This is a genomic window from Thiomonas sp. TH-17 (assembly GCF_057473305.1).
Window position 1 is genome coordinate 1 of sequence record NZ_JBYCKI010000266.1, and the last position, 9,093, is coordinate 9,093.

Here is a 9,093-nt window from a genome sequence, read left to right on the forward strand (position 1 = left end):
ACCGGAACACCCTGCGCACGCACCCGGAGTCGCCGAGGCTGCAAGCAGCATTGCGTGATTTGATGCGCGTTTTAGTGGCGGCCATGGAAGTCCAGCCGGACAGCACGCGGGCCATCTTTCTTGTCAAGAATGAGCCGATCCCCTCCTTCGAGCACAAGACCTTGTTGCAGTTGGTGAGTGCGGGCCGGGCCGACGATGCCGTGCGCTATCTGGAGTCAATCGCTTCGGGCTTCGTGGGATGACACACGTCGACCTATCTGCGGGAACGTCGCTGTACCGGGCACACACGCCAACTAACCACATAAGGATGGGCGTACAGTCCCCTTGCGTTGCGGTCACTGACCGCTGCTCGGCCAAAGCGGTCCTCCGGGTCTAACGAATCAAGGGCAGGTCTCGGCCAACAGGAGCCAGTCGCGGCCTCTATCAGGTTGCCAGATAGCGGACGTTGAAAGCCGTTACCAATCGCGCATCACACACTCCGGGCGGCGCTGCTACCGGCGACCCGGTATAGGCAAGTGTTGACCTGGATACGCAACACCCTCGCCGATCAGCTACGTCGCTTTGCGACGGTGCACGATCATGCGATCATTCAAGGGTCACTTTTCTACGTCCGCGAGCGTGAATGTCTCGCCGAATCGCCATGACATCTACGACTGTCGAGTTTTATTTCGATCCGGTCAGCCCCTACGCGTGGTTGGCTGTGGAGCAGATCGCCAGGGTGACCGTGGCTGGCGGGTGTATCACGTGTCGCCCCATATTGCTGGCGGCGTTGCTCAATGCGCACGGCACGAAAGGGCCAGCCGAAGTACCCGCCAAACGCGCGTACGTGTTCCGGGACGTGATGCGCCAGGCTCAACGATTAAACCTGCCATTTCGCGGGCCGCCCTATCACCCGTTTAATCCGTTAGCCGCCCTACGTGCGGTTCTCGCCGTCGAAGGTGAGGAGCAACGACTTGCATTGACCCGTCGATTGCTGGCGGCGGTGTGGTCCGAAGGCATCGACGTCGCCGACCCCGACAGTCTTTCAACGGTGCTGACAGAGAGCGGTTTCGATGCTCATGCGATACGCGCCGCATCAGCGACGTCGGAGGTCAAACAACGCCTGCGTAGCGTTACTCAAGAGGCGATCGATGCTGGAATTTTCGGTGTGCCCACGTTTCGACTGCGAGGCGAGCTGTTCTGGGGCGCCGATAGAGTGGACGCTGTCGTTTGGGCGCTCAAAGGTGGCACCATCGACGGTGATCGGTACGAACGCTTGCTAAGTCGCCCGGCTGCAGCAAGCCGCTGACCCCATGCCAGCAACATCAGTCAGTCAGCAATCCTATGCACAACGCAGTGCGATGCTCTGGACGGGCGGGAAGGATTCTTCGCTGGCGTTGTCCGAGGCCACAGAGAACGGCTACCACGTTTGCTGTCTAGCCACTTTTGCGCCGCCAGACGCGGGGTTTCTGGCACACCCCCTGCCGTTTATTGCACTTCAGGCCGAGGCGCTCGCGCTACCGCACTGTATTTTGACTGTTCGCGAGCCATTCGACGAATCATACGAAACGCAGCTTCGCTGGTTGCGCGACGAAATGAACGTCACCGCGGTCATCACCGGGGACATCGCAGAGGTTAACGGCAACCCGAATTGGATTTGCGAGCGGGGGCATCGCATTGGAATGCACGTGCATCGGCCTTTGTGGGGGCGTGACCGACTGGGTCTGCTCCAACAGATGCTCGACAGGAAATTGAAGGTGCGTTTTTCGTGCGTCGACACGCACTGGTTGGAAGGAGGTTGGATCGGTCGGGAGTTGGATGAGCAGGCAATTGCGGAACTCCGCGTAATTCGTCAGCAGACCGGCCTTGATCTCTGCGGCGAAGAGGGCGAATACCACACGTTGGCTACCGACGGGCCGCAATTCACGCGAGCCGTCGAAATCCTCTCTTATTCAGAACGCAAGACAGATTCATTGGCTTACATGGAAATCCACGAGAGCAAACTTTCGGAGCGCACCACCTGACGTAGCGCTACAACGGACTCCTGGACTCACTGGCGCGCCTGGGCTTTCGCCACCGGTTGGCGACGGTTCCGGCAGCGGCTGAGCGCTGGCGTCGGTGATCAGTTTGCCAGGAAGCGGACGTTCGCCAATGTCGCCTTAGGGTCGGGACCGGCCACTAGGTGGAATCCGGCGAGAGTCCGCTCAGGCCGACGACCAGTCCTTGGTCGGGCGACGGCGCGTCGGCCAGAGCGGGCGTTGGCCACAGCCGGCGTCGGCGACCACTGCGCGCAACGTTTCAGTCACCGCACCAAGGTCGCGCGAGCGGCTCCTTCCCTCCCTTCGGATAGGCAACCGCCTGCTCGGTCGACCCGCGAACTCTCCCGCCGGCGAATCGCTCCGCACTACGCCTCTCGTCCTGCGCTGACCTGAAAGTATTCGCAGACGAAATTCACGAACGCCGAGACCTTCGGGCTGACGAGGCGACGTGACGCGTGCAAGGCCCAGGCCTCGATGGGCGGCTCGATGGAAAAGCCCCAACTGACGAGGCGGCCAGCGGCGATCTCGTCGGCCGCAATCGTCTGCGGCACGAAGCCCACGCCGGCGCCGGCTCGAATCGCATCGCGGATCGACAGGGGAGAAGAGAGCTTGAGCACGGCCTTCGGGAGAAACACCCGCTCATGGCCGTCGACTGGGTCCGTGACCGTCCAGATTTCATGCTCGGTGCTGCCCGTGCGTGTCACCGCCGGGATCACGATCCGGGCGTGTGCGTGGTTGTCGCGAGGAGGCGGGAGCATGCCGGTCGGCGCGACCAGCACCATTCGATTTCGCAAAAAGCATCGGCCGACCAACTCGGTGTCAGGCTTTGGATTCGCTCGGATGACGACGTCTACGTCGTCCGAGACCAGGTCGACGAACTTGTCCTCGGCGGTCACCTCCAGGATGACGTCCGGAAACGCCGCGGCGAAAGCGGCCGCCAGAGGCCCGAGCGTGACGTGCGCGAACAGAATCGGGGCACTGACGCGCAGTCGGCCGCTCGGGTGCTCCAGTCCCGACTTCACGTCCTGAAGGGCTTCGGCAAGTTCTCCGATCTGGCTTTGTGTGCGCGCATGGAGCAGGGCACCCTCGTCGGTCAGCCGCAGCGTGCGCGTACCTCGCTCGATCAACCGGACGCCCAGGTCTTCTTCGAGTTCGCGAACCCGGCGAGACAGTGTCGCCTTGGCCTGGCCAGTTGCGCGGCTGGCTTTTCCGAACCCTCCATGTGTGGCAACGAGGTTGAAGTTCGACAGGGCGGCCAAGTTCATCGATGTTCCATTTTCGAGATGATATGTATGAATTTTAGTGGCTATGCGCCGAATGCGGAACGATCTATGGTTCGTCCAGGCGCCCCGTACGGGATTGTGAGTCAGGCGCCATCAACCAGCGCGCCGCCCTTGGCGCGATCACTTAGGAGCACACCATGACCATTCTCGTCACCGGCAGCACCGGGCGAATCGGCGCTCAAGTCGTCGACCAACTTGCCCGTAGCGGTCGCGTCATCCGGGCCCTCAGCCGTTCTCCGGGCAAGTCCAGTTTTCCTCCTGGCGTGCTTGCCCTCAAGGGCGACCTGCTGGACGCCGATGCGATGCGAGCAGCGCTAGTCGGCGTGAAGACCCTCTTCCTGCTGGTCAGCAATGCACCGGATGAACTCACGCAGGCCATCAATACCCTCGGGCTGGCGCACGAGGCCGGCGTCCAGGGCATCGTCTACCTATCGGTGACCCGCGCCGCCCAGTACACCGATGTGTCGCATTTCACGGCGAAACATGCCGCGGAGCGCATGATCGAGGAGATGAATCTTCCGGCAACGATCCTTCGCCCGTCCTACTTTTTCCAGAACGACGTGCTGCAGAAGGATGCGCTGCGGAAAGCCGGGCTCTATGTCTCTCCGGTGGGCGATCTCGGCGTCTCGATGGTCGACGTGCGAGACATTGCCGATGCCGCCGTGCTGGAAATCCTGAGGCGCGACGATGCGGACACTGCGCTGCCGCGCGTGGTCTATGAACTCTCGGGTCCCGACGCACTCACCGGCACCTCCCTGGCCGCGCTCTGGTCTGAGGTGCTCGGGCGCGACGTGCGCTATGCCGGCAACGACCTCGATGCCTTCGAGGCGAACATGAAGTCGCGTGCGCCAGCCTGGATCGCGTACGACATGCGGGCCATGATGGGTCGCTACCAGCGTGATGGCGCGGTGGCGACCCCGGAGGATCTCGACCGTCTGACGACGTTACTGGGCCGACCGCCGCGCAGCTACCGCGACTTTGCAGCCGAGACTGCGCAGAGTTGGCAGGCGTAATGCGAATTCGCATCCACGAATGAAAAACAGGAGTTCATGATGAACCAATCGAAAACCAAGAAGGTCCTGTTCGTCGGCCAAGTGCCGGAGACGGTCGATTTTTCGGATCCTGCATTGCCGCGCGGGTTCGACGCCGCCAAGATCCACGCCGGCATTGCCGTCGGCATGCAGCAGATGACAGATCGGGGGTGGCATGCCGATCTCTGCCTAGTCCATCCCGACGAATCCGCGACGCAAGCGCTCGAGCTCCAGCTTGCGCGCACTTTGTACGACTGCGTGGTGATCGGAGGTGGCATCCGCCTGCCGCCGGCAAGCTTGCTGCTGTTCGAGCGATTGATCAATGCCGTGCACAAGGCCGCGCCCAATGCCTCCATCGCCTTCAATACCTCGCCGCCGGATACCGGCGACGCCGCGGCCCGTTGGCTCTAGGTCGACGGAATCGCGGGAAGAAAACCGGTGTTGGGCTGCGGTGGACACCGGCCTGAGCCTTCTGTGCCTGCTCGAACGATACGGAACTGCGGCACCCCGAGTCAGGCGGTTGGGCCGTCCCTGAGTCGATCGGCCGCAATGCTCAAGGCGCCAGTCGCCGAGCTCATCAGCGGCCGAATAGGCGACTCCGAGCGCCCTTGACTTGTTGCTGCCGAGTGCAAAGCGAGCCGCCCTACCGACTTCGCGTTGAACCGCCTTTGATGCCAATTTTGCAAAGTCCGGTTCGGACACCCGGCCGATTCCGATGGCACATGCTCCGGTCGGCACATTGCCCTGAACTGGCTCAATCTTGCCTCGGCGCCAACACCTCCGCTTACTTGGGCGTTTTATGCATGTGTTGCCAGATCGCCAAGGCGCCGCAGCATGTCATGCGCAATCGTGACGAATCCGCGGCGCTCACCGATCGCGACCCACTGTTCAAAGGTCATGCGAAAGACCACCATGCCCGTCTCAGCGGCAAGACGTGCGTCGACTGCCGCCGCACCGCGCCGACCCAACGCGTCGGCAAGCGCGTCTGCCAGCGCGGCCAGCTTGATCAACTCGCGCTCACGTAACTCCCCGTTTGCCGCGATGACGTCGCGACGACGGCGGGCGAAGTCCCGGATATCCCCAAAGTACTGTCCCGCAGCGCGAATCGCCGCGGCCGCCGCCTCCATGGACGTCGCCCGCGACGGTGCAGCCAGAAGGGCCTCGACCATGGTTTGCTGCAACCGCTCGGCGCCCTGGAACAACACTTCCCGCTTATCGGGAAAGTATCGGAAGAACGTCCGTGCGGTCAGGCCGGCGCGATCGGCAATTTCCGCCACCGTCGTCTGCTCATAGCCGCGCTCGACAAAAAGATCCAGTGCGGCAGCGCGCAGTCGCCCCACGGCATCGGGTTCCCAGCGTCCCATCAGGGTTTCTCAAAGTGTTGACACAGTGTGACATCATAGACCTACACTGATGTCATTTACTGTCATCACTCCCTGAAAGGACTGTCATGCGAATTCTGGTTACTGGCGCGTCGGGTTGGATTGGCTCGGCCAGCGTCTCCGAACTCTTGGCCGCAGGCCATCATGTACTTGGCTTGGCACGCTCCGATGAAGCCGCCGCAAAGGTTGCCGCTCTTGGTGCCGAGGTCGTGCGTGGCACGCTAGAGGATCTTGAAGGTCTTCGCGCCATCGCCGCAGAGGTGGAGGGTGTCGTCCATCTGGGCTATGTCCACGACTTTTCAAAGATGGATGTTGCGGCTCGCACGGACCGGGCCGCGATCGAAACCTTTGCTGATGTGCTCGCCGGCACGGGTGGCCCCTTGCTCGTTGCGTCGGGCACACTGGGGTTGCCTCCGGGACGGGTGGGAACGGAGCGGGACAGGCCCGATCCGGCGGTGCATCCACGTATGGCCAACGCGGCCTATACCCTCGGGTTAGCTGATCGTGGCGTACGCGGCATGGTGGTGCGGTTTGCACCGACCGTACATGGCGCAGGGGGAGACCACGGGTTTGTCGCGGTGCTGTCGCGCATTGCGCGGGAGCGCGGGATCTCGGGATATCTAGGCGAGGGGTTGAACCGCTGGCCGGCCGTGCACCGATTGGACGCCGCCAAGCTGGTGCAACTGGCCGTGGACAAGGCACTGGCAGGCACCGTGCTCCATGCGGTGGCCGAGGAGGGAATCCCAACACGGGACATCGCCGAGGCGATTGGTCGATTCCATGGTCTTCCGGTCGGGAGCATTCCCATGGACGCGGCCAAGCCACACTTTGACTGGCTCGGCATGTTCTTTGGTGCCGATGCGCCGGCGTCGAGTGCGATCACCCGGGAACTACTGGATTGGGAACCCACTCACCCCGCGTTACTGGTGGATATTGCGGCTGGACATTACCCGGGATTGTGATGCACTTGGCGGCAGTTCAGGGCGCATGAGTAGAACCCAATGGCGCTTTTGGGTCGAGACAGATTCCTCGGCCGAGCAGCGGCAGTGGACCATTTCGGCCGATCTCCAACCGTTGGGCCAACGTCGGCGCCTCGGCCATTGCCGTCACTGGGTATGTCTTGGCCAGGGGCCGCTGCCGCTGCAATGCGGAAGTCGGGCTTGGCCCGGCCTATTACCGCAAAGGCCAAGGTGCTGTCACCAGCCGTTGTTCGGCAGTGCTGGCATTGAGGCTGCTTGTGGCAACGTCAGCAATGCTGCACGTTGTTGACGTCCGCGGCGCCGGGCTGGTGAGCGTCCGGTTCCTATCCCGGCGAACTCACGCTCTAGACCCGAACCAGCCGCTCGCCACCGGTGGAAGGGGAATCTCAGTATCGCCCAGCAAGTGAGTACGAATGGAGAAGCGTTCGGGGGCTACCGCGGCCACTCCTTGTACTTTGACGGACTCAGATCTATTTCTTCGACAGTGCCGATGCCGGCTACCACAGCAGCGAGAACCTGCAGGCGCTAGCTGCGCAAGGCATCGAGGCACTGATCGCAGACAACCAGATGCGACAGCGCGATGAGCGCTTGGCAGGCCAGGGCAAACACAAGGCCAAGCTCGATCCGCTGTACCGAAAGAAACCCACGGGGCAGGGACAGAGCAAAGAGGGGACGATCCGACTGTACCGGCCCGAGGACTTCCGCGTGACCGAAGACGCTAGTCACTTCATCTGCCCGGCGGGCCAGAAGCTCTACAGCAACGGCCGCGGCTGCACGATCAACGGGCGAAGCTGCCACAAGTACACCGGCAGCAAAAGCGGCTGCGGGCACTGTGAGCAAAGACAGCGATGCCTGCGCCATCCGCAGCGCACGGCGGTGCGACAGGTGGCGATCTTCAAGAAGCAACAGGCCAGTGCGAACGCGGTGCTCGACGCCATGAAGCAGCGCATCGACAGTCCCGAGGGAAGAAGAGAAGGCGCCACAGCCAGCGCATCGGCACGGTCGAGCCGGTGTTTGGAAACCTCCGGCACAACAAGCGGTTGAACCGATTCACGCTGCGCGGGAGCAAGAAGGTCGGCGTGCAGTGGCGGCTGTACTGCCTGGTGCACAACATCGAGAAGCTGGCCGGGTGCCACCTGAAAAAATAGTGGGTGGGATAGGAGTCTTGTTCGGTGTCAGAATGAGCGCAGAGGCTTGATCAGACGGGTCAATCAACCGAGAACGACATCAGGAGGGCCCCATCCCATGGCGATCCAGAAAACTGAACCCATGCGCCTGCCTGCGGCTGGACTTTGGGTTTTTGCACAGCCTCGTTAGGCATTCAAGGAACAGCTATGCGTCGGCCACAATCTGTAGATGCCTTGGAAAAACTGGGAATGGTTCGGCTCTCTCGCTCCTTCTATATGCGTGAGTTCCTATATAGCGAAACAGCCAACTTTCACGGACGGCAAAACATCCCTGACGACCCCGACTTGGCTATCGAAGTTGGCCGTAGGCTCTGCGAGGAACTTCTTGAACCGTTGAACGCAACGTTCGGCCGCCTGGCTCTTCGCTCCTCATATCGCTCGTGCGAAATAAACGCTTTTTGCAACGAGCACAGCTATGGTTGCGCTAAAAACGAGGCCAACTACGCCGGGCATATCTGGGATCGTCTTGACGCGGATGGACTGAAAGGCGCTACTTCATGTGTTGCGCTTCCTTGGTTCACCGACCGTTACGAGAAAGGGGCCGACTGGCGGGCTCTCGCGTACTGGATTCACGACCATCTCCCTTATAGTGAGCTTCAATTCTTTCACACCATCTGTGCGTTTAATATCAGTTGGCACGAGAAGCCCAAAAAGTCGATCCACAGCTTCATTGAACCCAAGGGGTACTTGTTGCGTGAGGTACATTCGCCAAGCGGGTTCTCTGAGTTGTATGCAGACTTTCCGCCACTGCGCAATGCATGAGCCAAAAATGCATACCCCGGAGGTCCATACGGACGCTGCGCGATAAAGCCGCGCAGCGCCGGTGACTTCTACGTTAGATTTCACAAGCTATGTCCACTGCACTCTTCATCAATGGTGTGTTCGAAGCCACTTTGGCCGAGATTGAAAAGACTCAACAGTCTGAACCGGGAAAGGTCTGCTACTTACAGCCCTACGCAAGTGAGCGTATCAAGTTGCTCGCCGAAAGCATGCCCACTCCTGAGCACCCGATCACGCTATATGCATCCCTAACGGATTCATTACCGTATGTTTCGTACCGAGCCAAGATAGTCGGATGGCAGGACAAGAGAGAACTTGCCAAAGACTCATCTACCCTTAACAGGCTGCTGAAATACTCCACACGCACTCGCAACCGATCTCTCCAGATTTGAATTTTTCAGAGGGTTCGTTCACATCATGAAATTCCCGGGC

10 protein-coding genes and 1 pseudogene are annotated in these 9,093 nt (G+C 61.0%); 9 read left to right on the forward strand and 2 right to left on the reverse strand.

From position 1 onward, the window contains the following. The 3 genes and pseudogenes from AC2VLV_RS15280 to AC2VLV_RS15290 form a co-directional block, all read left to right on the forward strand. Window positions 1-242, forward strand: a pseudogene (locus AC2VLV_RS15280) (DNA-binding protein); the annotation flags it as partial. 398 nt (window positions 243-640) lie between these two features. Beyond that, window positions 641-1,288: a DsbA family protein gene (locus AC2VLV_RS15285; RefSeq protein ID WP_486990799.1), complete on the forward strand. Its 648-nt coding sequence runs from the start codon at window positions 641-643 to the stop codon at window positions 1,286-1,288. A 4-nt stretch (window positions 1,289-1,292) separates the two neighbouring features. After that, window positions 1,293-2,003 carry a Dph6-related ATP pyrophosphatase gene (locus AC2VLV_RS15290; RefSeq protein WP_486990800.1) on the forward strand — a complete coding sequence of 237 codons (711 nt, stop codon included), beginning with the start codon at window positions 1,293-1,295 and terminating at the stop codon, window positions 2,001-2,003. Between the two features lie 380 nt (window positions 2,004-2,383). Here AC2VLV_RS15290 and AC2VLV_RS15295 read toward each other — a convergent pair whose 3' ends face one another. Then, complete coding sequence (locus AC2VLV_RS15295; RefSeq protein WP_486990801.1) at window positions 2,384-3,283, reverse strand: LysR family transcriptional regulator; 900 nt, start codon at window positions 3,281-3,283, stop codon at window positions 2,384-2,386. A gap of 155 nt (window positions 3,284-3,438) precedes the next feature. Between AC2VLV_RS15295 and AC2VLV_RS15300 the strand changes: the two genes are divergently transcribed. Beyond that, on the forward strand, window positions 3,439-4,314 hold the full coding sequence (locus AC2VLV_RS15300; protein WP_486990802.1) for an SDR family oxidoreductase: 876 nt from the start codon (window positions 3,439-3,441) through the stop codon (window positions 4,312-4,314). Between the two features lie 39 nt (window positions 4,315-4,353). Further along, window positions 4,354-4,743, forward strand: coding sequence for a hypothetical protein (locus AC2VLV_RS15305; RefSeq protein ID WP_486990803.1), 390 nt, complete (start codon window positions 4,354-4,356; stop codon window positions 4,741-4,743). 386 nt (window positions 4,744-5,129) lie between these two features. On the opposite strand, the gene AC2VLV_RS15310 is transcribed toward AC2VLV_RS15305, so the two are convergent. Further along, window positions 5,130-5,696 carry a TetR/AcrR family transcriptional regulator gene (locus AC2VLV_RS15310; RefSeq protein ID WP_486990804.1) on the reverse strand — a complete coding sequence of 189 codons (567 nt, stop codon included), beginning with the start codon at window positions 5,694-5,696 and terminating at the stop codon, window positions 5,130-5,132. 86 nt (window positions 5,697-5,782) lie between these two features. Between AC2VLV_RS15310 and AC2VLV_RS15315 the strand changes: the two genes are divergently transcribed. From AC2VLV_RS15315 to AC2VLV_RS15330, 4 genes are all read left to right on the forward strand, one after another. Next, entirely contained in the window at window positions 5,783-6,676 is an 894-nt protein-coding gene (locus tag AC2VLV_RS15315; protein ID WP_486990805.1) for an SDR family oxidoreductase, read from the forward strand. Between the two features lie 585 nt (window positions 6,677-7,261). Beyond that, complete coding sequence (locus AC2VLV_RS15320) at window positions 7,262-7,738, forward strand: hypothetical protein (RefSeq protein WP_486990808.1); 477 nt, start codon at window positions 7,262-7,264, stop codon at window positions 7,736-7,738. Next, window positions 7,687-7,842 (forward strand): transposase, encoded by a 156-nt coding sequence (locus tag AC2VLV_RS15325; protein ID WP_486990807.1) that lies wholly within the window; start codon window positions 7,687-7,689, stop codon window positions 7,840-7,842. Before AC2VLV_RS15320 ends, AC2VLV_RS15325 begins: the two co-directional genes overlap by 52 nt. A gap of 186 nt (window positions 7,843-8,028) precedes the next feature. Continuing rightward, entirely contained in the window at window positions 8,029-8,643 is a 615-nt protein-coding gene (locus tag AC2VLV_RS15330) for a hypothetical protein (RefSeq protein WP_486990806.1), read from the forward strand. Window positions 8,644-9,093: the final 450 nt, after the last annotated feature.

Coding starts and splice junctions, on each gene's coding strand:
- AC2VLV_RS15285 (WP_486990799.1), top strand. CDS start 641: ATGACATCTACGACTGTCGAGTTTTATTTCGATCCGGTCAGCCCCTAC.
- AC2VLV_RS15290 (WP_486990800.1), top strand. CDS start 1,293: ATGCCAGCAACATCAGTCAGTCAGCAATCCTATGCACAACGCAGTGCG.
- AC2VLV_RS15295 (WP_486990801.1), bottom strand. CDS start 3,283: ATGAACTTGGCCGCCCTGTCGAACTTCAACCTCGTTGCCACACATGGA.
- AC2VLV_RS15300 (WP_486990802.1), top strand. CDS start 3,439: ATGACCATTCTCGTCACCGGCAGCACCGGGCGAATCGGCGCTCAAGTC.
- AC2VLV_RS15305 (WP_486990803.1), top strand. CDS start 4,354: ATGAACCAATCGAAAACCAAGAAGGTCCTGTTCGTCGGCCAAGTGCCG.
- AC2VLV_RS15310 (WP_486990804.1), bottom strand. CDS start 5,696: ATGGGACGCTGGGAACCCGATGCCGTGGGGCGACTGCGCGCTGCCGCA.
- AC2VLV_RS15315 (WP_486990805.1), top strand. CDS start 5,783: ATGCGAATTCTGGTTACTGGCGCGTCGGGTTGGATTGGCTCGGCCAGC.
- AC2VLV_RS15320 (WP_486990808.1), top strand. CDS start 7,262: ATGCGACAGCGCGATGAGCGCTTGGCAGGCCAGGGCAAACACAAGGCC.
- AC2VLV_RS15330 (WP_486990806.1), top strand. CDS start 8,029: ATGCGTCGGCCACAATCTGTAGATGCCTTGGAAAAACTGGGAATGGTT.